This is a genomic window from Streptomyces sp. LZ34 (assembly GCF_053890475.1).
On record NZ_CM132680.1, the window covers coordinates 2,599,829 to 2,625,073 of the forward strand.

At 69.7% G+C, this 25,245-nt stretch carries 21 protein-coding genes; 9 read left to right on the top strand and 12 right to left on the bottom strand.

Annotated features, from left to right (window positions below; all coding sequences use genetic code 11):
- Positions 1–172: 172 nt before the first annotated feature.
- Positions 173–2,971, top strand: coding sequence for a helix-turn-helix transcriptional regulator (locus ACWY4P_RS09395; protein WP_456209882.1), 2,799 nt, complete (start codon positions 173–175; stop codon positions 2,969–2,971).
- 142 nt (positions 2,972–3,113) lie between these two features.
- Here ACWY4P_RS09395 and ACWY4P_RS09400 read toward each other — a convergent pair whose 3' ends face one another.
- From ACWY4P_RS09400 to ACWY4P_RS09415, 4 genes are all read right to left on the bottom strand, one after another.
- Positions 3,114–3,947 carry a methyltransferase domain-containing protein gene (locus ACWY4P_RS09400; protein WP_456209883.1) on the bottom strand — a complete coding sequence of 278 codons (834 nt, stop codon included), beginning with the start codon at positions 3,945–3,947 and terminating at the stop codon, positions 3,114–3,116.
- Positions 3,940–5,310: a cytochrome P450 gene (locus tag ACWY4P_RS09405; protein ID WP_456209884.1), complete on the bottom strand. Its 1,371-nt coding sequence runs from the start codon at positions 5,308–5,310 to the stop codon at positions 3,940–3,942. The genes ACWY4P_RS09400 and ACWY4P_RS09405 overlap by 8 nt, the downstream gene beginning before the upstream one ends.
- 317 nt (positions 5,311–5,627) lie before the next feature.
- A complete protein-coding gene (locus tag ACWY4P_RS09410) occupies positions 5,628–7,130 on the bottom strand; it encodes a SagB family peptide dehydrogenase (RefSeq protein ID WP_456209885.1) in 1,503 nt (500 codons plus the stop codon).
- A gap of 112 nt (positions 7,131–7,242) precedes the next feature.
- Positions 7,243–9,516 (bottom strand): TOMM precursor leader peptide-binding protein, encoded by a 2,274-nt coding sequence (locus ACWY4P_RS09415; protein ID WP_456209886.1) that lies wholly within the window; start codon positions 9,514–9,516, stop codon positions 7,243–7,245.
- A 357-nt stretch (positions 9,517–9,873) separates the two neighbouring features.
- Between ACWY4P_RS09415 and ACWY4P_RS09420 the strand changes: the two genes are divergently transcribed.
- The 3 genes from ACWY4P_RS09420 to ACWY4P_RS09430 all read left to right on the top strand — a co-directional run bounded on the left by ACWY4P_RS09420 (position 9,874) and on the right by ACWY4P_RS09430 (position 12,702).
- Positions 9,874–10,236, top strand: coding sequence for a hypothetical protein (locus tag ACWY4P_RS09420; protein WP_456209887.1), 363 nt, complete (start codon positions 9,874–9,876; stop codon positions 10,234–10,236).
- Between the two features lie 115 nt (positions 10,237–10,351).
- Positions 10,352–12,505 carry a radical SAM protein gene (locus tag ACWY4P_RS09425; protein WP_456209888.1) on the top strand — a complete coding sequence of 718 codons (2,154 nt, stop codon included), beginning with the start codon at positions 10,352–10,354 and terminating at the stop codon, positions 12,503–12,505.
- Positions 12,502–12,702 (top strand): hypothetical protein, encoded by a 201-nt coding sequence (locus ACWY4P_RS09430; RefSeq protein WP_456209889.1) that lies wholly within the window; start codon positions 12,502–12,504, stop codon positions 12,700–12,702. The genes ACWY4P_RS09425 and ACWY4P_RS09430 overlap by 4 nt, the downstream gene beginning before the upstream one ends.
- Before the next feature lie 368 nt (positions 12,703–13,070).
- Here ACWY4P_RS09430 and ACWY4P_RS09435 read toward each other — a convergent pair whose 3' ends face one another.
- Positions 13,071–13,493: a secondary thiamine-phosphate synthase enzyme YjbQ gene (locus ACWY4P_RS09435; RefSeq protein WP_456209890.1), complete on the bottom strand. Its 423-nt coding sequence runs from the start codon at positions 13,491–13,493 to the stop codon at positions 13,071–13,073.
- Between the two features lie 101 nt (positions 13,494–13,594).
- Between ACWY4P_RS09435 and ACWY4P_RS09440 the strand changes: the two genes are divergently transcribed.
- The 4 genes from ACWY4P_RS09440 to ACWY4P_RS09455 all read left to right on the top strand — a co-directional run bounded on the left by ACWY4P_RS09440 (position 13,595) and on the right by ACWY4P_RS09455 (position 16,470).
- Entirely contained in the window at positions 13,595–13,678 is an 84-nt protein-coding gene (locus ACWY4P_RS09440) for a putative leader peptide (protein ID WP_358647469.1), read from the top strand.
- Positions 13,679–13,782: 104 nt separating this feature from the next.
- Entirely contained in the window at positions 13,783–14,592 is an 810-nt protein-coding gene (locus tag ACWY4P_RS09445; protein ID WP_456209891.1) for an ABC transporter permease, read from the top strand.
- On the top strand, positions 14,565–15,353 hold the full coding sequence (locus tag ACWY4P_RS09450) for an ABC transporter ATP-binding protein (RefSeq protein ID WP_456209892.1): 789 nt from the start codon (positions 14,565–14,567) through the stop codon (positions 15,351–15,353). The genes ACWY4P_RS09445 and ACWY4P_RS09450 overlap by 28 nt, the downstream gene beginning before the upstream one ends.
- A gap of 82 nt (positions 15,354–15,435) precedes the next feature.
- On the top strand, positions 15,436–16,470 hold the full coding sequence (locus tag ACWY4P_RS09455) for an ABC transporter substrate-binding protein (protein WP_456209893.1): 1,035 nt from the start codon (positions 15,436–15,438) through the stop codon (positions 16,468–16,470).
- A gap of 69 nt (positions 16,471–16,539) precedes the next feature.
- Here ACWY4P_RS09455 and ACWY4P_RS09460 read toward each other — a convergent pair whose 3' ends face one another.
- Both ACWY4P_RS09460 and ACWY4P_RS09465 read right to left on the bottom strand, forming a co-directional pair.
- On the bottom strand, positions 16,540–17,259 hold the full coding sequence (locus tag ACWY4P_RS09460; protein ID WP_456209894.1) for a hypothetical protein: 720 nt from the start codon (positions 17,257–17,259) through the stop codon (positions 16,540–16,542).
- Positions 17,252–18,187 carry a hypothetical protein gene (locus ACWY4P_RS09465; protein WP_456209895.1) on the bottom strand — a complete coding sequence of 312 codons (936 nt, stop codon included), beginning with the start codon at positions 18,185–18,187 and terminating at the stop codon, positions 17,252–17,254. The genes ACWY4P_RS09460 and ACWY4P_RS09465 overlap by 8 nt, the downstream gene beginning before the upstream one ends.
- Before the next feature lie 132 nt (positions 18,188–18,319).
- Here ACWY4P_RS09465 and ACWY4P_RS09470 point away from each other — a divergent pair, with 132 nt between their 5' ends.
- Complete coding sequence (locus ACWY4P_RS09470) at positions 18,320–19,417, top strand: NAD(P)-binding domain-containing protein (RefSeq protein WP_456212865.1); 1,098 nt, start codon at positions 18,320–18,322, stop codon at positions 19,415–19,417.
- A 13-nt stretch (positions 19,418–19,430) separates the two neighbouring features.
- On the opposite strand, the gene ACWY4P_RS09475 is transcribed toward ACWY4P_RS09470, so the two are convergent.
- From ACWY4P_RS09475 to ACWY4P_RS09495, 5 genes are all read right to left on the bottom strand, one after another.
- Positions 19,431–20,462, bottom strand: a complete 1,032-nt coding sequence (locus ACWY4P_RS09475) for a LacI family DNA-binding transcriptional regulator (protein WP_456209896.1) — start codon at positions 20,460–20,462, stop codon at positions 19,431–19,433.
- A gap of 108 nt (positions 20,463–20,570) precedes the next feature.
- Positions 20,571–22,073: a glycoside hydrolase family 28 protein gene (locus tag ACWY4P_RS09480; protein WP_456209897.1), complete on the bottom strand. Its 1,503-nt coding sequence runs from the start codon at positions 22,071–22,073 to the stop codon at positions 20,571–20,573.
- 151 nt (positions 22,074–22,224) lie between these two features.
- Positions 22,225–23,256, bottom strand: a complete 1,032-nt coding sequence (locus ACWY4P_RS09485; RefSeq protein ID WP_456209898.1) for a LacI family DNA-binding transcriptional regulator — start codon at positions 23,254–23,256, stop codon at positions 22,225–22,227.
- The gene (locus ACWY4P_RS09490) at positions 23,256–24,680 is read right to left on the bottom strand and encodes an arabinose isomerase (RefSeq protein ID WP_456209899.1); all 1,425 of its coding nucleotides are present in this window, start codon (positions 24,678–24,680) and stop codon (positions 23,256–23,258) included. Before ACWY4P_RS09490 ends, ACWY4P_RS09485 begins: the two co-directional genes overlap by 1 nt.
- A gap of 244 nt (positions 24,681–24,924) precedes the next feature.
- On the bottom strand, positions 24,925–25,245 hold the full coding sequence (locus ACWY4P_RS09495; protein WP_456209900.1) for an L-rhamnose mutarotase: 321 nt from the start codon (positions 25,243–25,245) through the stop codon (positions 24,925–24,927).

Below are 25,245 nucleotides of genomic sequence, written 5' to 3' on the forward strand. Positions count from 1 at the left end.
GCCGCGCCTCCGCCGACGGGCGAGCCGCCGCAGGAGAGCATGCGCCGAGGGCAAGGGCGAGGCGAAGACATAAGACGAGCAAAGCACGCGGAGGTCACCGGCAGGTCGGTATGAGGGTGAGAGGGCTCAGTGGAGGGGCTTGACGTGAGGGGAACAGAAGCGAGGAGAAGACGTGCAGCCTGAACGTGTGTCGGAACTCGCGGATCTGTTGTCGCGCGCGCGTAGTGCCAGGGCGGGCATGGGCAACGCCGTCCTGGTCCGGTCCGACTCGGGAATGCACTGTTCCGCACTCCTCGGCGAGGTGGCCGAACGTGTGCGGCGCTTGGGCAGCATAGTCCTGAGCCTGTCGTGTTCTCCTTCGGACGCTCACAGTCAGTCAGCCGTCGTCCGCCAGCTCAGGGCCGCCTCGCTCAAGGTCGCCGGCAGGGATGAAGACATCGAGGGCGAGGAACCGCTCAGCGGGATACCCGAAGGCACCGGCCCGTTCGACCATCAGCTCTGCGAAGTCCTGTGGGAAGGCTTCACGCAGGGCGCCCGCCGGCATCCGCTGGTCGTCATCGTCGATCACATCCAGTGGATGGACGAAACCTCGCTGCGCTGTTTCGGCTTTCTGGTACGCCGCCTGAACAACCTGCCGGTCTTGCTGATCCTGGCCTACCGTACGGACGAAACCCCGGTCGGCCGCACGCTGATCGACGACATGTCCAAGTGCGACCGATGCCAGTCCCTCACCCTCAGCCCGCTCTCCCCGCACAGCGTGCGCGACGTGGTCCAGACCGCCTATTCCGGGCAGAGGTGCGATGACGAGTTCGTGCAGGCTTGCGCCGAGGCCACCCACGGGCGCCCCTCCCACCTGGAAAAGCTGCTGGCGTCCCTGACCGCCGACTTCGTGCCCCCTCGGGCGTCACAGGTCGAGCGGGTGCGGCGATGCGGTGAACGGCTGCAGGCCGAGGCCGCCGTCGACCGACTGCTGCGCCAGCCCGCCGCCCTCCAGGAGGTCGCCGAGGTCGCCGCGGTACTCGGCGAAGAAGGCGATTGTGCGGTGATCGCGGACATGCTGGACCTGTACGGGGACACGATCTGGGGACTCACTGCGGAGCTGACCCGAGTGGGGGTCTTTCGCGCGACGGGCACCCCCGAGCGCTATCGCTTCAGCAATGCCGAGCTCAGGAAGCTGATTCACCGGGACATGTCCGCCGATGCGCGGCGCGCGTTGCACATGCGGGCCGCCCGGCGGCTGAACGATCTGGGAGCGCCGCTGCCGCAGGTCGCCGAGCACCTGCTGCAGGCCGACGTGGCCGAGGACGCGTGGGCGTGCAGTGTCCTGAAGAACGCCGCAGACGACGCCTTGAAGGCGGGCGCCCCCAAAACGTGTGCCGAGTACGCGTGGCGTGTGCTCCGGGACTGGATTCCGGAGGCGGAACGCGCAGAGGTGCTCTGGCTTCTGGGCCGCGCCGAGGTGCTCTTCGCGCCCGCGGCCGCCGACCGCCATCTGGACGAGGCAGTCCGTCTCTTCTCCGATGCGGAGCGCCAGGCGGCGGCGATCGTGGAACGCGCCCACGCACGGGCCCTGCGGCAGGGCAGTGCCGAGTCGGCTCTGCGTCCGCCCCGCACCGTGCTAGCCCATGTCGACGAAAAGGCGTTCGCCGAGCTCGCCGATACGGAACTGAGTCTGAGCCTGCAGTCCCTGACCAGTACGGTCCCTGCCGAGGGAGGGGGGGCAGTCCCAGAGGCGCTCGACCGTCCCGCCCTGAGCCACACACTCGGCGTCACCCCTGGCGAGCGGGGACTGCTGGCAGCCATCGCCGGCGATCTCGCCTGCAGGTCCGAGCCCCGCGACGTCCCGCTGGAGCTGGTGCGGCGGGCGCTGGCGGGCGAGCGGCCGGCTGACAGCACTTCGATGGTGCTGCTGCTGCGATGTATCACCGTACTGACGTGGGCAGGGCATCTGCGTGAGGCCCAGCGCTGGGCCGATCACATGCTGACCAGAGCGCTGCACCAGGACGCGCTCTTCCCCCGGGTGATCGCTCATTGCCGGCGCGCCGAGATCGCAGTGCGGATGGGAGATCTGCCCCTGGCGCTCACCGAGGCCAAGGGGGCGCTGACCCTCACCACTGCCCATCATGAGGTGAAGAGCTGCCATGCCGTCGCGGTGACCGAGGTCGCCAGGGTGCGCGGGGCCATGGGTCACTACGAGGAGGCCGTCGGCCTCCTGCAAGGACTCCACGACCTGCCCGCAAGCGCCCTGGGCATTCGGGGTAGGTTCCGCCTGCACTCGGGTGACCTCCGGGGCGCACTCGCCGACCTGATGGAGTGCGGGCACCGGCTGGAGGCACTGGAGATCGTCAACCCCGCTCTGAGTGCCTGGCGCGGCTTCGCCGCGCTGGCGTGGAAACGGCTGGGAAACGACGCGGAGGCTTGTCGGCTTGCGGAAACGGAGGTTGGACTGGCCCGGCGCTGGGGCAATCCCGCGGTCATCGGCCAGTCGTTGCGCTCACTGGGGGAAGTGAGCTCGGGGGCGGCGGCGGAGCGCGCGCTCGCCGAGTCCGTGTCCCTGCTCGAGCAGACCGACGCCCGGCTCCAGCTGGCGCTTTCACTCGTCGCGGCGGGCCAGGCGCAGGGGCGCAAGGGTTCTCTCGCACATGCCCGGCAAGCGCTGCACAGGGGAATGCTGCTCGCCGAAGAGTCGGGCGCGCAGTCGCTCACCGCCGAGGCGCACAAATCGCTGCTCGCCTCTGGGGGACGGCTTCGGCGCACTCCGGTGTCCGGGCTCCCGGCCCTCACCCCGGCCGAGCGTCGCATCGCCATGCACGCTGCCCGGGGGAGAACCAACAAGAGCATCGCCGATCTGCTGCACATCACCCCGCGCACCGTTGAGGTCCATCTCACGCATGTCTACAGCAAATTGTCCATACCTGGACGGAACGCCCTTCCCGACGCCCTGGGCGCGCTCTTGCGCCATGAGTGCTGAGGCGTGCACCCGGTCCTGACGGCATGCGGCTCCGGGCACCGCCGGGCTGCGTCTTCCCGGCCCGGCACCCCACAGGCCGCACCCGCCCTGGACCCCAGGGTGGCGGGGCACTTACCGGGCTGGTCGGTGGACACTTCCGGGCCTACCGGCGTCCCACCACGGCGAATCCCAGCAGCAGGACGAAGCCGTCACCGGCTACGAAGCTCTGCCAGGCGGTCATCGCGCGGAGATACGCCGTCATGCTGACCGCGCCCCGCTCGACCAGCGGCAGCAGCCGCTCCGGGGACAATTGCGGCGCCAGGGCCGCAAGCCCCACTTCGTCGCTGGTATAGGCGAACGGTCGCACGGTCACGTCCGTGTAGCCGGCGTCCCTGAGCACGCGGGGCAGTCGCCGGGCGATGAGCCGGTCCCCTCCGTCCGCGGACTGCGCCGCGCCGAGTGCGCGGTACGCCTCTTGCGACAAGCCCGACAGGTCGGGCTCCGCCGTCCCCCACAACCCGGCATCGATGTCGATCACGGCAAGGTGCCCGCCCGGCCGCAGGACCCGGCGCAGCTCTCGTGCCGCGGCGACCGGCTTCCTCAGGTGCTGGAAGACGTACCTCGACAGCACCAGGTCGAACGTCGCATCCGCGAACGGCGTGTCGCCGATGTCGCCCAGGAACAGCTCCGGCCCCGCTCCGGCTGCCCCGCGAGCGCGCGCCCGGTCCAGCAGTCCGGGGTGCACGTCCAGCCCGACGACGCGAGATCCCGGCAGCGCGGCGCTCAGTTCGGCGGTCACCGCGCCGCTTCCGCAGCCCGCGTCCAGCACCGCCCCACCGCCGGAGGGCGCCAGCGGCTTGAGGACTCGCCACTCGTGAGCCCAGGTCAGCGTGGCCTGGCGGTCCAAGCGCTCAACCTCCTGCTCGAATCCGCCCAGTTCCCTTTCGGGGCAGTAGCTACGAGCGCCTGGCGTCACCGGCTGTCCCGCCTCACCCATGGCGCCGCTCCACCCGCATCAGCAGACCGTCACGCGGACGTAACGTGACCAGCGCCTCGGGGACGACCGTGGTGCCGGGTGCCCGAGTCAGCCGGAGCCGCTGCAGGACGACCGTGAGTACGAGCATCGCCTCCGCCGTGGCGAAGGCCTGCCCGATGCAGACCCGGGGGCCACCGCCGAACGGCAGGTACGAGTGGCCCGCTCGGCTGTGCCGGCGTTCGGGCCGGTACTCCTCGGGCGCCTCCCAGTACTCCGGATGCCGGTGCAGCGTCCAGGGGCTGATGCACACCAGCGTGCCGGCGGGGATACGGAGCCCGCCGAGGAGGTCGTCGTGCACTGCGAGCCGGGAGATCAGCCACACCGGCGGGAACAGGCGGACAGCCTCGTCGAGACACTGCCTGGTATAGACCAGATCGGGCAGGTCCGCGGCGGTCGGCAGCCGGGTACCCACGACCCGGTCGATCTCGGTTCGAACCCGCACTGCGTGCTCGGGGTACCGGTCGAGCAGGTGGAGCGTCCAGCTGAGGGCCTTCGCGGTGGTCTCGTGACCGGCCATGACCATGGTCAGGACCTGGTCGTGCAACTCCTTGGCGGAGAGGGCGTCGCCGTGCTCGTCCCGGGCGCCCAGCATCGCGTCCAGCAGGTCCCCGGGGTGCCCATGGGGGCCGGTCAGCCGCCGGGCCCCGATCATGGTGCCGACCACCCTGTCCAAGAAGCTCTTCGCGCCCGCGTACGCCCGGAGCCGGGCCCGGAAGTCCTCGTCCTGGGGCGGGGTTCCGTCGAAGTGCCCGATGAACCGGTTGATGTCATCGACGGCCTGCCCGAAACCGCGGCCGCCCGCCGTCAGCTCGGAGCCGAGCAGCGCGGAGGCCACCACCCGCAGGGTGAGTGCCGTGAAGTCGTGGTCCACACGGACGGCCTCGCCCCGGTCGGCCGCCTCGCCCCAGGCAGTGGCCAGGTCGAGAGCCGCCTCGACCATCAGGCCGTCGAACGACTCGACCGCCAAGCGCCGGAAGGATGGCGCACACAGTCGCCGCTGCCGTTCCCACTGCGCGCCGTTGCTGGTGAGCAGCCCTTTTCCGAGCAGAGGAGTCAGCATGAAGTCGTCCGGCGTCCCGGCCTTGGTGTAGTTGGTGTAGTTGTCCTTCAGGATGTGCCGGGCGAATTCGGGCGAATTGGCGAACCACACAACCTGGCCGCGGGTCTGATGGCTGCAGAGGTCGCCATACTCGGTGACCAGGTCCTGCAGAAAGGTGAGCGGATCCGCGCGTATGCCGACCAGTTCCAGGTCCTCCGCCGGCCCTGGGGGGCGGTCGTCGGAGCCGGCCGTCGGGATGGCGTCGGACATGGAGCGGCGGGGCATGACAAGTCTCCTTCGGAACAGCAGGTCGGGGATCGTGCGCCTGGGCACGACCTGTTGTGGCTCGCGGTACCGGGCGCCGGCAGACGACTTGGGGGCCGTGGGCCGGCGCCCAAGGCGCCGCGGGTCGCATCCGCTTTCTGCAGCGACCCTCGCGCCGACGTCCGCCGCGTCGGTTCCCGCGGCGACGTACTGCCCGCTGCCGACCAGCAAGGCGATCGCCCGGCCGGAGAAGGGGGCCCGGACGGTCTTGGCGGCTCGGCTGGGTCAGGCGCACGGGGCTGTCCAGTTCGTCGGGTTGGCGCAGGTTCTCCAGTGCCTTAGGCCGGAACTACATCGCTGCCCTCCTTTCCACGGCTGCCGAGCAGGAACTCGCCGACGGTCGACTCACTCTCCCAGGGCACCCCGGAGGCGACGGCGAAGGCGTCGGAGTCGCCGCCGCCGAGCCCGCAGCCCGCGAGCCCCATTGCGGTGGCGACGCTGTACATCACCTGGTAGAGGACCCCCACGTGTTTGAGCACCAGGGCGTAACCCATCGAGGAGTACTTCCACATCACCCTCCCGAAGCGCGCCGTAATCAGCAGCGTCACCTGCGGCGGTGAGGACATCTGCGCGGTCGCGCGGGACATGTCGGCAAGGCGGGTCAGCGCCGGCCCCGGCTCGGCGACCAGTTCCAGCCGGTGTTTCTCGGGGTCGTAGTGGTACAGGCCCGGTTCCACACCGTCCACCTGGTGGATCAGCGGATAGACCTCAAGTTCGTATGCCCGGCCGCCGGACGGGTAGGGCCGGTCGCCCAGTTCCTGCGATCCGTCGTCATACGTGCCCCGGTTTCGTGCACTCCGGTACAGGAACTCGCCCAGTTGCTCGGCCGTGAGCGGCGCCGAGCTGTCGTGCAGCCGTAGCGACTGTCGGTCCTCCAGTACCTCGGTGAGGGTGCGGTCGCTCGCGCGCAGAGCCTGCAGGTCCGCCCGGGGCAACTCCACCGAGCGACCGTCGAAAGGCGGCCGGACCGAGGGCAGCGGCTCGGCGAAGCCCTTGGCCCAGTACGTGCCGCCGTACGGCAGGTCGTGGCGTCCGACACGAGTACGGCTGTGGAACCACAGCTCGTGCGGCGACCACTGCGCGAAGCGGAAGCCTTCTTCGGCGGCGCCGCTCCGCGGAACCAGAAAGCCGTGCCGGGCCAGGGCGCTCAGCAGCGCGGGGACCGCTTCGGGCCAGTCCACTGGGTGGGTCCGCGCGCCCGCGGGGTCGCGGGGAGCCGGCCCCGGACCCCGCTGTGTGGGCAGCGAGGCCAGCAGACCGACGAGCGCCGGATCGTGCAGTTCGGCAGCGACGTGCGCCAGCGGCGACTCCAGCGCCATGCCCGTGCCATCGGCGCGCAGCACGGCGAAGCGGGACATCCGCAGCTCGGCCGGGTCGCCGTCATGCCTGAGAACGGGCGGAACGACGGGGCCGAGCGGACGGAAAGTCAGCACAGCCGACCCCGCGACCGCCAGGGTGGTGGAGAGCCAGCCGCCAGCCCTCAGCCTCTGCAGCAGCTTGGGCATCTTGAGCATGCCGAGCTCGCCCTCGTGGCTCTGGACGACGTCCAGCAGCTCGTCACTGCCGACCCGTCTGGCGGCGAGCAGTTCCATGGCCGCCGTCAGTCCGGGTGTCAGAGCACCCAGCGAGGTACCGCGCTGCCCGATGAAGATCTGGGTCGCGCCGCTGGGGACGGGGACGATCCGAGCGCCCGGGTGAAGCCGCAGGAGTTCACCGACACGCGCCGGACCGCGAGCGGGTGGGGGGTTGCTGATGGCGCCGTAAGGATCGGGACCAGTCATGTCACCTCCAGGGAGATGCGTTGAGGAAACCCCTGTCACGGGGCAGGAGCGTGATGTCCAGGCCGCTTGCGCGGGCGGGGTGTCCACTCGGGGGCGAGCGGGTGGGGACGGATCAGAAGAAGACGCTTCGCGGGTTCATCCGGTCCTCGGCGGTTGCCGCAGACAGCCAACCCAGTTCCACCGGTACGGCGTAGAGTCGGCCCGGACCCAGCCGGCGCCAGAAGTGGCGCATGCCCGGGACCATGACCTTGGCGACCTTCAGCTCCAGGTCGGGCAGGCTCTGGTCGAGGACGATCACTTCGAGGCCAGCCTTGCCCACCCGCTCGACACCGTTACGGATGTCCTTGGCCAGGTCACCGGAGAACAGGCCGGAGTAGCTGTCGGCCGAGGTGGTGGGGAGGTTCGCGGACGGAACGACCCAGGGGTCCTGGGCAACCGTCACCTGCTGCAGCCACTCGAGCGTGTCCGGGTCGTCCTCCCAGTAGTCGGTGGACCCGTCCGCTTTGCGGTTGATCACCGCCGGCAGGAACTGGTTGACCTCGGTCAGGGCCCGCAGGACGGCGATCCGCACGTCCAGGTGCGCCCCAAACCCCAGCAACACGTCCTCCACCGGGTGGTCGACCCGGTGCGAGACCGCGGCGAAGGTGGGGATGCCCAGGTCGGTGGTGAGGTCCACCACCGCCAGGCTGCGGTTCATGCCGGCGTAGAAGTCGCGAAGGGTGTCGATGTACGGCTCGTGCAGGCTGTCGAGATCGAAGCCGGGCCGCAGCGCGCGGTTGTACCACCACAGGCCGACTGCGTCGCGCTCGCAGAGTTCATAGAACGCCTGCAGGATCGCCTCTTCGAGGGTGTTCCCGGCGGCGTTGCCGTTGCCGTCGCTGAAACAGTAGAAGTGGTCCGCCAGGTCGGGGTGGCCGAACCAGGCGTATCCTGCCGGCACCAGCCGCTCCCGGTCGTGCGTCAGCGACCACGCCGCCGTCCAGTCGATCTCGCGGCCGGTGTCGAACGGTTCCGGCACGATGTGCAGCCGACCCGCGCCGTTGTGGTTCCATTCCTCCCGGCCGGCGTACTGAGCCTCGGAGTACAGCAGCAACTCGTTGGCGTGAACCGCCAGGTCGGAACCGAGCGCGTCGAAGCTGGCCCGGCGGGTGGGGCGGTCGTTGCGCCACACTCCCGAGTACCGTTCGATGGCCTCGCACATTCCGCTGACACGGGCCTGGATGTCGGTGCGGCCCTTGCCACCGCTCTGACCGCGCAGGTTGCGGCGCAGCATGGCGAGATTGTCGCCGGGCATCGCGAAGTTGTGGCCGGCCGAGTAGCTGTAGGTGACGCCGTTGTCGACGTCATTGAGCAGCCGCAGGGAGCTGACGGCGCCGGTCAGTCGGCTGACGTGCTTCTGCAGCCGCTTGTAGGTGTCGTCGGGGCGCATCGTCCGGTGCCCGCCGTCCGCGCTGAACCGCACGGCCTGCTCGGTCAGTTCGATCCGTGGGGCGACATGCAGGACCGAGGGGTCTCCACAGCCGGGACACTGCGGCCGCCGGATCAGCTCGTGGCGTTCGGTCCGCATGGTCGGGACATGCACCGAGACCAGGACTCCCCGGTAGTCGGACGCCTCTGCCCCGATGATGCCGGCCACGGCACCGACGACCATCTGGGCCGAGAGTCCCCCCGACCAGGGAGACGTCGCCAGAGAGGTGAGGAGCGGAGCTTCGTCGCCCCGCTTGCGCTGGAGGTACGCCTCCACCTGCCGATTGCCTTCCAGCCGTTGGGCCAGGCACTGCCAGCATCCGGTGACGTCCGGCACCAGGTAGGGGCCGGTCCAGACATCGGCGCCGTGGGGCTTGGCCAGCAGCCAGGGTATGCCGGCACCGCGCAGGCGGGCGTCGACAGCGGCGAGTTCGGGGTTGCAGTAGTCGTCGGCGAGCACGATGGCCAGGGTCGGAGCGGAGGCACCGGCTGCGGCGGCGGTGACCGGCCGCACCTCGATGCCGGTCGTCCGCAGCGCGGCCACCACCTCCGCTTCGTCCACCGCACCCACCGAGGTGATCTCCACCTGGGCCTCGTCCAGCCGCCGGGTGGCCTCGGCGGCGTCCACGCCCTGGGCCTCCCAGAAGGCCACCGAGGCACGGTCGGTCCCGACAGGACCCTCGGCGAGGTGGTTGAAGCGCTGGAACTTGCTGATGGCGAAGACGACTTCACCCAGCGTAAACCGGTCGGAGAGCTTCTGGGCTATCTCGGCGATCGCGTGGGTCCCGTCCAGGAAAGGCGCCACCTCGGCAACCGCCTTTCCTTGGACCAGATAGTGGCCTTCCTCCGACACCAGGAAGACCCGATCCGGGCTGACGACCTGCGGGACAAGGTGTGCCTTAAAGCGAGGCAGATCCACTGCGCCCTCCAAAAACATCTCGATGTGGTCCGACACTCTATTACCCGTCGGGATAGGTAAAGCAAGGAATTCAGGACGCCCGTCAGTATTCTTTCGGCACTCCTCGACTGCACCTGCCGGATGGCCTTCTTATCTATAGGGGGGCCTCCCGCTACCCTTGCGGGCCACTAGCCTCCGACCGCCCTGAGCTGCAATAACTGCATGGGGACGCAGGTTCTGCGGATACGGGTGAGGCTCCAAAAAGTTCGGGACCACAATTAAAAAGATGGCAGTTGACTTACAGGTGGTCGACTCTGAATGATTTCCACGTCCACCCGAAGCCGACTTGGCAGAATCGACAAGCAATAAGGAGGACCCATGGAGCCCAGAGAGAGGTCGGCATTCGTCAGCTCTTACACCAAGGTGCTGACGGCTGCCTGGTCGAACAATGACTACGCGACGCGACTGGAGAGGGAACCGCGCGCCGCACTGGCCGAGCAGGGCCTGGAACTGCCGAAGAACGCAACCGTGAAAATCATCCGGAACATGGAGGGTGATCCCGACCTGGAGGCCCAGGTTGCCCTCTGGGAAGCCGGCAAGACGACCGGTGTCTACGAGCTGAGGGTACCCAACTCACCCCAGCTCGAGGACCGTGAGCTGTCCGAGGCCGACCTGAAGGGCGTATCAGCCAGCGACACCACCTACTGCTGCTGCTGCTCACCGTGCTGCTGCTGCACCTGATCCGATGGTGGACCGCCTGAACCCGCCGGCCGTAACGGACGAGGAACTCGTCCGTTACGGCCGGCGGGCCCGGCAGAGCCAGGCAACGAGACCGAGACCAGGAGAAGTTCGAGAAATGACGTCAGCCGACCCGCCGGCAGGGCTCAGCCCGTCCTCTGCCGCGACTGGACGGCGCCAAGTGCACCTGGTCGAGATGACCGTGATGCCCGGCGTCCGCTACAGCACCGTGCTGGGCTACCTGCAGGCCGCCGCCGGGGCGGCCCCGGACCTCGCTGAAGCCTGTTCCTTCACCAAACACGTGTACATGCAGGGCGGGGACGCTTTCGAGGCCGCCTGCGCCAAGGTGCTGGGCGCGCTGGAGGATCCGCTGGCGGTCGCCTTCACCGTCTACTTCTGGAACCGGCCCAGCACGCTTGAACTGGCCCGGCGGGTCAAGGAGCGCTGGCCCCGTTGCCGCATCGTGATCGGCGGAAACGATGTGACGCACCAGCAGGTGGTGTTCACCGAAGCGCCCTGGGTCGACGTCCTCGTCCACGGCGAAGGAGAGTTACGCTTCCGCGACCTGCTGCGCGTATTCCTGCGCCATGAGGAGCCGATCACCGCCGACGGCGAGTTGGCGGCCCTGCCCGGCATCAGCTACCTCTCCGCCGATGGCGAGGTGGTCACCACCCCCGAAGCCCCCCGGATCGCAGACCTTGGCGAGTTGCCCTCGCCGCTGCTCGGGAACACCTGGACCGACGAGGACATCGCGCAGTCCCGCATGTTGGTGTACGAAACCAACCGGGGCTGCCCCTACTCCTGCGCCTTCTGCTACTGGGGCGGGGCCACCAACTCCAAGGTCCGCCAGTTCCCCATGGACCGCATCCAGAAGGAACTGGAGCGCATCGTCCGGATCGCCGCCAACGGCACCCAACTGTTCATAGCCGACGCCAACTTCGGCATCGTCGCGCGCGACGTGGACATCGCACGCCACATCGTGGAACTGTGCCGGCGCCACAACAAGCGGCTGCTGGTGATGACGAACTGGGCGAAGAACACCAACGGCCGTGTGGTGGAGATCGCGGGGATCCTGTACCGGGCCGGGCTGACCGGGGCCATCACTCTCTCGGCACAGTCCTTCGACGCCGAGGTGCTGCAGATCGCCAACCGCCGCAACATCCGGGTCGACAACTACCGCCGTATGCAGATCCAGTTCCGGGCCCAGAACATCCCCACCTACACCGACCTCATCTGGGGCCTGCCCGGCGAATCCCGCGCCGCCCACCTGACCGGGATCGAGGAGGCGATCGCCTCGGGGGGCTCACCCGTCATCTACCCTCTGCTGCTGCTCAACAACACCGACTACACGCACGACCGCTTCCGGGACGATCACGGTCTGCGCACCGGGTACATGCCCTGCGACCCCGGGAACACGGACCTGATGGCCGACGTCGTGATCGAGCACTCCCGGATGACGTTCGAAGACTGGCTGAGCGGGATGGCCTTCCGGATCCCGCTGACGCTCTTCCACAAGTGCCTGCTCCGCTCGACCTTGAGAGTCCTCGCCGAGATCTCCGGCGTGCGCACGGTGGACCTGGTGGAACTGCTCGGCCCGTTCCTGCGCGAGGGGGGTGGGGACGACCCCTTGATCTCCTTCCTGATGGCCGACTACACCCGTGCCTGGCGGGAGCCCGCCAGCTTCAACCGCGACCTGCTGTACGGATACGTCGGGCACCCCGTGATCCACGAAGAAGTCCACTACCAGGCAACTCTCCGGCGCATGGTGGGCGATAAGGGCCGTGCCGCCCACTACGCCCGGGCAGCCGTGGACTTCCTGTACGAAGCGCTCATGCCTCAAGGGCGCCCACTACCGGACCGCGCCGATCTCGACATGGTCACCGACTTGGACCTGGCGGCGGCAGCCGTGTTCCGGGCAGGGATCCACGGGAAGGCGGAGCAACACGACCTCGCCCTGCCGGAAGCGCTGTTCGACCTGCTGAGGCGTTACGGCGACGTGCCGGGCGGAGCTCCCGCGGCGGTTTCCAGCGAAAATCTGGTACATGTCCGGATCGAGGTGCCCGAGTCGAGAACGCGGTACCCTTTCAGCGCATACGCGCTCTCGGTCTGGCACGGCAGCGGACGGCCTCTCCACGATGTCGGCATGCGCCTCGATGTTCACGACCACCGGACGGGGAGGCTGTCAAGACGCTCGCGGTATCACCCACAGCCTAGGAAGCCCCCGGCGGCTCCGGCCGCCGAACCCACCCCTGGGGAAGGATCCCTGCCGTGAACCGAAACCTGCGCAATGCCATCCCGGCCGTCTATGCGGCGCTCATCCCCTTGGGCTTTCTCATCAGCACCACCGCCGGAATCGCCGTGGTCATCGTCGGCGGAGTGCTCATCAGCGTGATTTACACCGCCACCAGGGGCGGCCGCGCCGCGGACGCCACACCGCGCCGCGCCCGTCGGCAGCGCAACCGCCGCTGAGGCGACACGGCCGGGAGACACTGGCGCACCAGGTCCGCCAGCCGCTCTCCGCCGCCCTGGCCAGGCGGCCTGTTGCCCCCTCCCCCGAACATGGGAGCTATCTTCACGCAGGTGACCGACACCATCGGTGACCGCCGCGCCGCTCTACGTGATGCAACGACAGTGGATGCCCCGGTTGCCCAACGCTCACCGCCGAGCCCCTGTGTGTCGCACGCGTCACCCCTGCAACTGGTCCGCCTTCGAATCCACCACCTCACTGGCCAGGGACCACTGGTCGAGAGCATGCATCCGTCATTGACGCGGCACCAGTCGATGAGCAGGTCAGGTGGGCTGGAACGGCGTCGCCGGCATCGAAAGCTGTCGCAAATTCAGCCGAGAAAGCTGAGCCGCACCTGGCGGTCGGGGTTGTCCTTGTTGGTGTCGACAAGGCACACGGACTGCCAGGTGCCGAGCGCCATCCGGCCGCCGATGACCGGGAGCGTCGCGTGCGGCGGAACGAGCGCGGGGAGCACATGGTCGCGGCCGTGGCCGGGGCTGCCGTGGCGGTGGAGCCAGCGGTCGTCGGCGGGCAGCAGATCGCGCAGCGCGGCGAGCAGATCGGTGTCGCTGCCCGCGCCCGTCTCCAGGATCGCGATGCCGGCGGTCGCATGGGGGACGAAGACATTGAGCAGCCCGTCCCGGCCCTGGCTCACCTCTCTCAGATAGGCCTCGCAATCGGCCGTGAGGTCGACCACCTTCTCGGTGGAGCCCGTGGTGATCCGGAGGATGTGGGTGCGGAAGGTCTGGGTCATGGCCCCATCCTCGTACGTCCGCCCGTAAAACCGCCGCAACAAAGGTCCGAGTGGCAAGACGCCATTGACCGGTTCCGGACACCCTCGCTACGTTCAAAGGCATGTCTACGTCAGCCTTGCTCACCACGCGCGGTCACATCGACCTGCTGCGGGTGGCCTCCGCCGCGTGTCCCGGCGGCTGCTGATCCTGTAGCGGCTTCGCGCGTAAGCACGCCTGCGCCGACGCGTCTTACCGCTCTCTCCGCTTCTCCCCCTCGCCTCCCTTCACCTCCCCTTTTGTGGAGCCCCCATGTCCCCGGTTCTCGAACCGGTCGTTCCGCTGTCCGCGCGCCGCCGCTCCGTGCCCCGGTGGCTGCGCCGTACGACCGGCCCCCTCGTCCTGCTCGTCGCCTGGCAGGTGTGCAGCGCCACCGGTGTGCTGTCCCCCGACACCCTCGCCTCCCCCGGCACCATCGCCCGTACCGCCTCCGGCCTGATCGAGGACGGCACACTGCCGCACGCCATGCTGGTGTCGGTGCAGCGGGTGCTGGTCGGGCTGTTGATCGGCGCGGTGGCCGGAGTGTCGCTCGCCCTCGTCTCGGGGCTGTCCCGGCTGGGCGAGGACCTGGTCGACGCGACGGTGCAGATGCTGCGCACCATTCCCTGGGTCGGGATGATCCCCCTGTTCATCATCTGGCTGGGCATCGGCGAGGCGCCGAAGATCGCGCTGATCGCGCTCGGTGTGACCTTCCATCTGTACCTGAACGTCTACGCGGGCATCCGCGGGGTCGACGCTCAGTTGATCGAGGCCGGGACCTCGCTCGGACTCGGCCGCTGGGGGCTGATCCGCCATGTGGTGCTGCCCGGCGCCCTGCCGGGGGCGATGACCGGGCTGCGCTACTCGCTCGCCACCGCCTGGCTCGCGCTGGTCTTCGGCGAGACGATCAACGCCGACGACGGGATCGGCTTTCTGCTCAACCGGGCGCGGGAGTTCTTCCAGACCGATGTGATCGTGGTCTGCCTGATCGTCTACGCCGCCCTCGGCCTGCTCGCCGATTTCATCGTCCGTACTCTTGAGAGGCTGCTGCTGCAATGGCGACCGAGCTTCACGGGCAAATAGGCCCGGTCGAGAAGGATCTGCCCGCCGAGATCCCCGCCGACCCCGCCGCCGTACGGGTCCACGGGCTGACCCGCGCCTTCGACGGCCGCGCCGTGATCGACCGGCTCGAACTGACGGTACACCCCGGCGAGTTCGTCGCCCTGCTGGGCCACAGCGGCTGCGGCAAGTCCACCCTGCTGCGCATCCTCGCCGGGCTCGACCGGGAGATCGAGGGCGAGGTGCTGGTGCCGCGCGCCAAGGCGGTCGCCTTCCAGGCGCCGCGTCTGATGCCGTGGAAGCGAGTCTGGCGCAATGTGCTGCTGGGGCTGCCCGGCCGCCCCGGGCGGGCGGTCGCCGAGCGGGCGCTGGCGGAGGTCGGGCTCGGCCAACGGTCGAACGCCTGGCCGAAGACGCTGTCCGGCGGCGAGGCCCAGCGCGCCTCGCTCGCCCGCGCGCTGGTACGCGAGCCCGATCTGCTGCTGCTCGACGAGCCTTTCGGCGCCCTGGACGCGCTCACCCGCATCAAGGCCCAGCAGTTGGTCGCCGAGCTGTGGCAGCGGCGCGGCTGCGCGGTGCTGCTGGTCACGCACGACGTCGAGGAGGCGCTGCTGCTCGCCGACCGGGTGCTGGTGATGGACCACGGCGTGATCGCGTACGAGAGACAGATCGGCCTGGAGCGGCCGCGCGACATCGCCGATCCGCGCTTCGCGGAGCTGCGCACCGAACTCCTGGACCGGCTGGGCGTGGCGGCGCCCGCGGCATCGCCCCGCAAAGCCGCATGACACCCCCTCAACGCCGAACCGCCCCATCAGCACAGACACACCCCGCACCATCCGAACCACCCTCACGAACGGATCTGCCGATATGAGACGGCGCATCGCCCCGGCCCTGCTCCTCCCCTTCGCCCTGCTGCTGGCCGCCTGCACCGCCACGTCGTCCGCCGACGACTCGGGCGGTGCGGGCTCGAACACCGACGGCAAGGGCGATGTCACCTTGCGGGTCGGCGACCAGAAGGGCAATGACGAGGCGGTGCTGCGCGCCGCCGGCCAGCTGGACGACCTGCCGTACAAGATCCGCTGGTCGACCTTCACCTCCGGGCCGCCGATCCTGGAGGCGGTGAGCGCCAAGGCGGTGGACATCGGCGGCGTGGGCAACACCCCGCCCGTCTTCGCCGCGGCCGCCAACTCCAAGATCGAGGTGGTGGCGGCCAAGCACGGCACGGCCGACGGCGAGACGATCCTCGTGAAGAAGGACTCGCCGCTGAAGAAGGTCAGCGACCTCAAGGGCAAGTCGGTGGCCGTCGCGCAGGGCAGCTCGGCGCATTACCAGCTCGTCGCCTCGCTCGCGAAGGCCGGGCTGTCGATCAAGGACGTCAAGGCCACCTTCCTCCAGCCCGCCGACGCGCTCGCGGCCTTCACCCGCGGCAAGGTGGACGCCTGGGCCATCTGGGACCCGTACACCTCGCAGGCGCTACGCTCGGCGGACGCCCGCACCCTCACCACCGGCCAGGGCGTGGTCAACGGCCTCAACTTCCAGGTCGCCAACCCCTCCTCGCTCGCCGACAAGAAGAAGGCCGAGGCGATCGCCGATTACCTCAAGCGGCTGCGCCGCGCCCAGGACTGGGTCTACAAGCACCCGGAGGCGTGGGCCAAGGTCTGGGCGAAGGAGACCGGTCTGCCGTACGAGGTGGCGCTGGACTCGGTGAAGCGGACCAACGGCACCCGGGTGTATGTGGCGGTCGACAAGGACGCCGTGGCCTCGGAACAGAAGATCGCGGACACCTTCGCCAAGCTGAAGCTGATCCCGCGCCGCGTCGACTTCGCCGATTACGTCGACACCCGCTTCAACGGCGGCCTGCCGCCCTCCACCACGGCGCCGCGCAGTTACGGAAAGGGCTGAGCCGACAAAATGAGAATTCAGAATTAGCCCACCAAAGAAAGGCCATAGCTTTATCCGGGAAGAATTCTGTTAACGTGCCGTCATGAAGTCGCAGCCCGTGGCGGAGGGGCGCGCCGATCCCGCTCGGCGTGCCCGTCGCCGTGTCCGTACCCCCAGCTCCGAGGGCCCTGTATTCGTCGATTCCTCAGGTCGCAGGGCCCGCCTGTTGAGACGGGCCGGCGTGGTCGCGGGAATCATGTTCTTCGGATACGCCATCGTGCTCGGGTTGGCCTTCATGGGCGGCACTCCCTTCGCCCCCGAGACGCTGATCCCGGGAAGCAAGGCGACTTCCAAGGAAGGCGAGCAATCGAATAAGGGCCGTTCCAAGAAGGGGAATTCGGCGACTTCCACGCCCTCCTCCGGGCCGTCGTCGGCCTCCGCGAGCCGCGCCGCCGTCACCGTGCCCACGGCCCGGCCGTCGCCCTCCACCAAGAAGCCCAAGGCGAGCGGGCGGGCATCTTCCTCCGCCACGGCCACCGCGACGGCGTCTCCCCGCACCTCCGGGCCGTCCGGCACCTCCTCGGCCTCGGCTCCGGCATCGGCCTCGGCTTCCTCCTCGGCGCCGCCGAAGGCGACCCCCTCCTCGTCCGTCTCGCCCGGCCCCGCCGCCACGGACACCGCCGAGGACAGCGCAACGAGCGAGCCGGAGGCCGTCGGCTGACGGCCCGGGTCCGTCGTTGTCTGGTGCCGGGTGACAGCAACGGGAGGGTGGACGTTTTCGTCCGCCGTCTCCGCCGACCGATCAGCCAAGGGCCTTGCGTACGTTGCTCCGCAGCACATCCAGATCGCCGCGGACCGCTTCGTACGTGTCCTTGTTCCGCTGGATGTCAGCGCGCTGACGCTTGGCGAGGGCGGCCCACCACACGCCGAAGGTGTTGTGCTCCCGCTTGCACTCGACGTCGGCGACGGCCGTGTCCACCTCCCGCCGGGTGTGGGTGGTGTTGCCGTCCTTGCCTCGCTCCCACGCCTTGTCCCGGTACGCGGCCATCGGGTCCGCGTACCGCTTGCCCCCCTTGTCCACGACGCACTTCGACCAGGTGGCGAAGGCCCGGCGCACCTGCTGGTCCTTCTTCAGCGCCTTCCGCAGGTCGGCATCGCGCCCGGGGGGATAGGTCCACATGCGCCTGGCGTCCGCGACGCCCTTGAGCAGTTGCTCGTTCGCCCGCCCCGAACACCCCCGCTCGGGGGGCTTGTGCCCGCTCGGTGTGGCTCCGCCGCTGGACATGCCGTACAGGGCCGCGTACTCCGTGTCCGTCATCGCCCGTCCGGTCGGCTCCAGGGCCTTACGGGGCTTCGGTTCCCAGCCGTAGCCCCACCGCTCGGCCCGGTCGAGGTCGAGCGCGCCCAGCGGTGTCGACATGGCGGTGATGATCAACGCCGCCGCACTGGGACGGCTCGGAGGCTTCGGGTCGGCGGGGAAGTCGGTGAACCCGAGGCCCACCATGCACCGCTGGGCCAGTCGGCGCTGCGCCTTGCTGAACCGCCTGTTCTCCTCGTCGCCGAGTCGGTAACGGTCGAGCGGGAGGTCCGGCAGGTCCTTCTCGTCCCTGACCTCGGGCACTCCCTTCGCACCAGGCGAGGAGGGCGCGTCGGCGCCGGCGCCGCAGCCCGCCACCGTCACCGCGGCCAGAAGGGCGGCAGCCCACCACCGCGCACACGTCGACACCTGCGAAACCATCGAACACCCTCCCCGGACGCCCCACCCAAGAGACCGGACCCTACCGTCCCGCCGCGTCGGCGAGGAGCGGGGCCCGGCGGGAAGATCCGGCCGCATGCCGTAGTTAGTAGAAGCGTGAACGACATAGCGGCGGTGCGCGAAGTGGACGTCGTGGTGATCGGGGCCGGGCAGGCGGGGCTGTCCAGCGCGTATCACCTGCGACGGGCGGGGTACGAGCCGGGGACCGGCTTTGTGGCCCTCGACCACTCCGCCGGCCCCGGTGGCGCCTGGCAGTTCCGCTGGCCGTCGCTGACGTACGGCAAGGTGCACGGGATGTACGACCTGCCCGGCATGCGGCTGACCGGCGCGGATGACGGCCGGCCGTCATCCGAGGTCATCACGGAGTACTTCACGCGCTACGAGTCCGCCTTCGATCTCCGGATCGTCCGCCCGGTCGACGTCGCGGCGGTGCGCGAGGGGGACGGCGGGCGGCTGCGGGTGGAGAGCCCGGCGGGGGTGTGGTCCACGCGCGCGCTGATCAACGCGACCGGCACCTGGGACCGCCCCTTCTGGCCCCGCTACCCCGGGCAGGCCACGTTTCGGGGGCGGCAACTGCACACCGCCCAGTACCCGGGGCCGGAGGCGTTCGCGGGACAGCGGGTGATCGTCGTCGGAGGCGGGGCCTCCGGCGTACAGCATCTGCTGGAGATCGCCGAGGTGGCCGCGGAGACCACCTGGGTGACGCGCCGGCCGCCCGTCTTCCGCTCCGGGCCCTTCGGCGAGGAGCAGGGGCGGGCGGCCGTGGCGATGGTGGAGGAGCGGGTGCGGCGCGGGCTGCCGCCGCTCAGCGTCGTGTCCGTGACCGGGCTGCCGATGACCGAGGCGATGCAGCGGGCCCGCGAGAAGGGGGTGCTCGACCGGCAGCCGATGTTCGAGCGGATCACCCCGGACGGGGTGGTCTGGGCGGACGGGCGGGCCGTGGACGCCGATGTCATCCTGTGGGCCACGGGCTTTCGCGCCGCCATCGACCACCTCGCCCCGCTGAAGCTGCGCGAGCCGGGCGGCGGGATCGCCGTCGAGGGGACGCGGGCGCTCCGCGACCCCCGCGTCCATCTGGTCGGCTACGGCCCGTCGGCCAGCACGGTCGGCGCCAACCGGGCCGGGCGGGCCGCCGTACACGAGATCCGGGAGCTGCTCACGGCGCCCGAGCGCGCCACCACCGCGCCGGCCGCGGCGGCCGTTTCGGTCTAACCGCTGAGCGGCCCTACGCCCCGCGCCCGGGGCGGCCGGCGACCGCGAAGGTCGAGTCGCGGACCACGAGTTCCGGCTGGAGGACGATGCGCCGGTGCCGGTGTGCGTCGGCGTCCTCGCCGGTCTCCTCGATCAGCAGCTCCGCCGCCGTACGCCCCATCCGGAACGCGGGCTGCCGTACGGACGTCAGCGGTACGGCGGCGGCCGAGGCGAACTCGATGTCGTCGTACCCCACCAGCGCCACATCCCCCGGCACCGACACCCCGGCCGCGAAGAGCGCCTGGAGCACCCCCAGCGCCAGCAGATCGTTGGCGCAGAAGACCGCCGTCGGCCGCGGCGACATCCCCAGCAGCCGCGCCCCCGCGTCCCGCCCCGCCGACACATCGAGCCGCTCCGCCTCGATGTGGACCAGGTCGTCGGGCCGCATGTTCTCCTCGGCGAGCGCGCTGAGCAGGCCTTTGTGCCGGTCCTGGCACTGGGGCAGGTGCATCGGGCCGCTGACGTAGACCAGGGCGCGGTGTCCCTGGGCGATCAGGTGGCGCCCGGCGAGGGCGCCGCCCTCGACATCGTCCACGGACACCGAGCAGGCCTCGTCGTCCGGCACCTCGCGGTCCACGAACACATACGGGATGTCGTGGCGCCGGAAGTTGCGCAGATTGTGCCCGGTCGCGTCGGCCGGGGTCACCAGCACGCCGCGCACCCGGTGTTCGGCGAACAGGGAGAGGTAGTCGGCCTCCTCGTCGGGGCTCTGCGCGCTGTTGCACACCATCACCCCGAGCCCCGCCTCACGCGCCGCCCGCTCCGCGCCGCTGGCCACATCCACGAAGAACGGGTTCGCCATGTCCAGCACCAGCAGCGAAATGATCCGGCTACGGCCCGCCCGCAGCTGCCGCGCCGACTCGCTGCGCACATAGCCCAGCCGTTCGATCGCGGCATGCACCCGGTCGCGGGTGGCCTCGGCGACCATCTCCGGGCGGTTGATCACGTTTGAGACCGTACCGACGGATACGCCCGCCTGCCGCGCGACGTCCTTGATCCCTACCATGCGTCCCACGACCTTCGACCGCCCGCCTCCCGCGGCCGGTGGCGGCCGCGGGACCCATGCTATGGCGTCCGGGGCGGCTTCCTCGCGCACCCTAGGTCCTGTCTCCGCCTAGGGGCAGGTATCCGTGGAACCGCTCGCGCTCACCCGCAACGCACCCCCCGAGGTGTTGGCACTGTCGCTCACGCAGTAACCGCTGACGCTCTGGAACATGACGTCGGCGGGGCTGTCGCTGCCGCGCTGCGCCGTGAAGTGGTCGAACTTCAGGCCGCTGCCGGTGTTGGCGATGACCGCCGGGCGGCCGTCGCCGTCGGCGAACCGCACCGAGCTGTCGGTGAAGGTGACGCGGTCCGCGTTGTGGAGATACCAGCCGAAGGCCGGGCGGGTGCCGATGCTCTTCGGGTTGTACTCCTTCGGGTCATTGCTGGGCACTCCGGTGGACATCGTGCCGTTGCCGCCGGGGACCGTCAGGTTGACCTTGTTGAAGGTGATGTCGCTGATGTGGTTCGCGCCCGACTCTCCCCACAAAGTGGGGCTGAAGGAGGGGCTGTTGCCGGTCCCGGTGATGTTGTCGTAGGTGACGTTGCTGATGTGGCCGACGCCCGGGTTGTTGCCGCAGCGCTTTCTGGTCCCGATCTTCAGCATGATGGGCGAGTGGACCCCGGTCATCGTGATGTCGCGGTAGTGGACGTCCGAGATGTCGGCCCCGTCCATGGACACCATGCCGAGACCGGACTTGTCCGCGCCGGTGATGGTGATGCCCTGGAAGTCGTAGTCGGTGAAGTCGCCGCAGGTCTCCGAGCCGAACATCAGGGCGTTGCAGCACTCCGCGGACAGCTTGCTGTCCCGCACCTTCACATGGCCGTTGGGGAGCTTGGCGCCGAGGGCGTAGTCGCTCTTGAAGGCGAGCGCGTCGTCGTTGGCGGCGATGTCGGCGTTGGTGACGGTGACATTGGTGGTGCTGATGATGTTCCAGCCGTCACGGTCGCTCGCGGTGTCGATCGTGAGGTGGTCGGAGGTCACGTTGTCGCAGCCGTTGATGAGGGCCGCGAAGTGGCCGCCGCGCCGCAGGGTGATCCCGCTGAGGGTCAGGCCCTTGCAGCGGGTCAGCGAGATGATCTTGTCGGCCTCGCCGGAGTCGGGGTTGCCGGTGATCAGGTTGCCGGCGCCGTCGATGGTGCCGGAGCCGGTGAAGCCGATGTTGGTGAGCTTGTCGCCGTAGAACATCGCGTTGTGGAAGTGGCTGTGCCCGTAGTCCTGGTAGTCGTCGTTCGAGTTGGACTCGGGTTTGTCGTAGGTGTCCGCGCTGGAGCCCAGGATGGTGGCGCCGGAGTCCAGCTGGAGGGTCACATTGCTCTTCAGATGGACCGTGTTCTTGGACTTGTACTGCCCGGACGGGAATTCCACGATCCCGCCACCGGCGGCGTTGGCCGCGTTGACGGCCTTCTCGATCGCGCCGGTGTCATTCGTCGACCCGTCGGCCTTCGCTCCGTAGTCCTTGACGTCGAAGGTGGCGGCGGCGCGGCCGGCGGCCGGGGCGGCCAGCGTGGGCGCCTGGGTCAGCCCGAAGACGATGGCGAGCACGAACACCGCTAATGCGGCGATTCTCTTCACCCTTCTCTCTCCTTCGCGTATCGGCCTTGGCAGATCCGATGTATCCGAAGGTTGAGCCGTGATCCCTGCGATCCGGTGAGCCACAGACGATGGCGGAGCACGAATAGATCGGATCTCTCTTCAGCGGAATGTAACAGGCGCAGAAGAGCTGTCAATGGGCTGGGCGCAGCCGCGCCAGGCTCGATCCGCGGACCACGAGCTCCGGCTGGAGCACGATCCGCTGATGCCGGTGCGCGCCGGCCGCCTCCCCCGTCTCCTCGATCAGCAGCTCCGCCGCCGTACGCCCCATCCGGAACGCGGGCTGCCGTACGGACGTCAGCGGTACGGCGGCGGCCGAGGCGAACTCGATGTCGTCGTACCCCACCAGCGCCACATCCCCCGGCACCGACACCCCGGCCCCGTACAGCGCCTGGAGCACCCCCAGCGCCAGCAGATCGTTGGCGCAGAAGACCGCCGTCGGCCGCGGCGACATCCCCAGCAGCCGCGCCCCCGCGTCCCGCCCCGCCGACACGTCCAGCCGCTCGACCTCGACATGGCGCAGCGCGTCGTCGCCCAGTCCCGCCTCGCGCAGGGCGCGCACCGCGCCGGTGCGGCGGTCGTGGCACTGGGCCAGCTGCATCGGGCCGCTGACATACGCGATGGAGCGGTGGCCCTGGTCGAGGAGGTGGCGGGCGGCGAGCGTGCCGCCGGTGACGTCGTCGACCGAGACCGAGCAGCCCTCCGCGCTGGGCACCACCCGGTCGACGAAGACGAACGGGATGCCGTGCCGCCGGAACGACTCCAGGTTGCGCCCGGTGATGTCGGCGGGGGTGACCAGGACGCCGCGCACCCGCTGCTCGGAGAAGAGCGCCAGATACTCGGCCTCCTCGTCGGAACTCTGCGCGCTGTTGCACACCATCACCCCGAGCCCCGCCTCACGCGCCGCCCGCTCCGCGCCGCTGGCCACATCCACGAAGAACGGGTTCGCCATGTCCAGCACCAGCAGCGAAATGATCCGGCTGCGCCCCGCCCGCAGCTGCCGCGCCGACTCGCTGCGCACATAGCCCAGCCGTTCGATGGTGGCGAGCACCCGGGCCCGGGTCTCCTCCGACACCGACTCCGGACGGTTGATGACGTTGGAGACCGTACCGACGGAGACCCCGGCCTGGGCGGCCACCTCCTTGATGCCCACCGGCCGTGCCATCAAGCCGCGACTTCCACAAGTTCCAGGCCGGTGAGGTCGGCGAGGGCGCGCAGTTCGGGCAGCAGCCGGCCGGTGGCGAGCGCCCAGTGGTGGGCGACCCCGCTCGCGCTCCAGGCGTCGGTCCACTCCCCCGGGTCGCAGCCGAAGTCGACCCGGGAGGTGGTGTTGCCGATCTCCAGCAGCGGGCCGCCGACCACCTCGCCCTCCGAGGCGACGATCTTGTAGCGGCCGTCCCGGGTCTGGCCGAGGCCGACGAGGGTGACCGGTCCGTGCCGCACGTCGAACTCGACGGACACGCCCCAGCCGCGCTTGCCGTGGTAGACACCGAGGCCGCGCAGCAGCGGCTTGCGCTCGCTGATGGCCAGGTGGCCGGGCCCGTCGTGACCCATCTCCACCACCGCGTCCCGGAAGTTGAGCGCCTGTAGCTCGGTGAAGGAGCCGCCCGCGCCGAACCGGTCGCAGATCAGCATGGCCAGCGAGGTGCGCAGCTCGTACTCGCCGGCCGCCGGGACGCCGCGGGCGGTGAGCAGCGACGAGCCGAGGATCATGCCCGCGCCCAGCTTCTCGTGGGTCTCGCCGTCCAGGCCTCGGTGGTAGTACGCGAGCGAGTCCAGGTCGAAGTCCGCCACCAGCCGGTCCAGGCCGACGGACACGCGCGCCGCCCAGGCCAGGTCCTCCTCGACAACGGAGTCGGCCAGCTCGAACATCTCACGGGTCTCGGCCAGCTTCGCCTCCACCTCGTCGTCCTTGACCTGCTGGACCCGCACCCGCAGATCGTCGAACTCCAGGACCTCGACATGGCCGCCGAGGTTGCCGGTGACCATGGTGAGGTCGGTGGACACGTCGTACATCCCCGGGTAGAGGTGTCCCATCAGCCCGTGGCGGCCGTGGCGCAGGACGGACCGCACCCCGGCGGCCCGGATCCAGCGGCCGATGCGGTCCCAGGCCCGCTGGTCCTCCAGATACCCGGACACCGAGCGGAAGGGGACGCCGACCCGCTCGAAGGCGTTCGCCATCTCGGGCAGCGGACACGCGCCGCAGTAGGCGAGCCAGGCGCCGGTGTCGAAGGACGCGTGGTCCATGGCCTCGGTGGGCTGGAGGTTGATCAGCAGCACGGGGGCGCCACTGCGCTGGGCGATGGGCACCAGCATGGTGGCGGTCATGTAGGTGGTGAGAAAGCCGACGATCAGGTCGCAGTCGGCCGCGCGGAGCTTCTCGGCGGCCGCCGCGCCCTCCTGGGCGTCGGAGATGAAACCCACGTCGACGACCTCGGCGTCGAACTCCCGCATGCGCTCGGTCACCCGGGCCGCGGAGCGGCGCAGCTGCGGGAGCAGATCGGGGAACTGGGGCCAGTACGCCCCGAGTCCGCCCGCGACCAGCCCGATCTTCGGTGTGCGCGCGACGGCGGCAAGACGTGCGGTCATGGTGGCTCTCTCACGTTCCTTTCCTGGTGCGATCGGGGGGCGGGCTGGGGGTGGTTCCCCCAGCCCGCCCCTCCCGGGGCTAGGCCCTGTCTCCCCGATCTCTGTGGATCAGCCCGCGGCGTCTGGTGCGTGCGATCGCAAGGCGGAGGGTCGCCCTCGTAGTGGGCCTACTCGGGCGGGCCCGACAACGCAGCGAGCGTGCGTGCCAGGCGTCGCGGGCCCGCAGAGATCGGGGAGACAGGGCCTAGGCGAGGTGGAACACCTCTGTCAGCGGCTTCATCGCCTCATCCGGCTTCGCGCCGTCCAGCGCCTCGAAGAACTCCGCCATCTCCGCCTGCCACCTGGCATTGACGTCCGTCTCCGCCATGGCCGCCTGAGCCGCCGTGAAGTCCTCCGTCTCCAGGTAGCCGACCAGCAGACCGTCCTCGCGCAGGAAGAGCGAGTAGTTGTGCCAGCCGGCGGCGGAGAGGGCGTCGAGCATCTCGGGCCAGACGGCCGCGTGGCGCTCGCGGTATTCCTCGAGCCGGTCCTGGCGGACCTTCAGCAGGAAGCAGACGCGCTGCAT